Consider the following 236-nt stretch of genomic DNA (forward strand, 5'->3'; position numbering starts at 1 on the left):
CGATATTGATGTAACCGTGGTGACTCGCGATTTGTGGACTTTGCTACCCGAGCTTAGCTTTAGCCGCAGTGGTGGCGAAAATAAATCAAGTATCGGCTTTCGCGAGTCTAACTTATTTGGTTGGGGCAAACGATTATCGTTTGCTCGCAAAACCGACAGTGATCGTAATGGCTATTTATTTGTTTACGATGATCCAAATATCCTATCAACACGCTACAGAGGTCGTATAGAGTATG

General features: G+C 43.6%; 1 pseudogene. It reads left to right on the forward strand.

From position 1 onward, the window contains the following. A pseudogene (locus SB765_RS33745) lies at window positions 1–236 on the forward strand (hypothetical protein); the annotation flags it as partial.

This window comes from Pseudomonas sp. SIMBA_067 (assembly GCF_046534675.1).
Classification (GTDB): domain Bacteria; phylum Pseudomonadota; class Gammaproteobacteria; order Pseudomonadales; family Pseudomonadaceae; genus Aquipseudomonas; species Aquipseudomonas putida.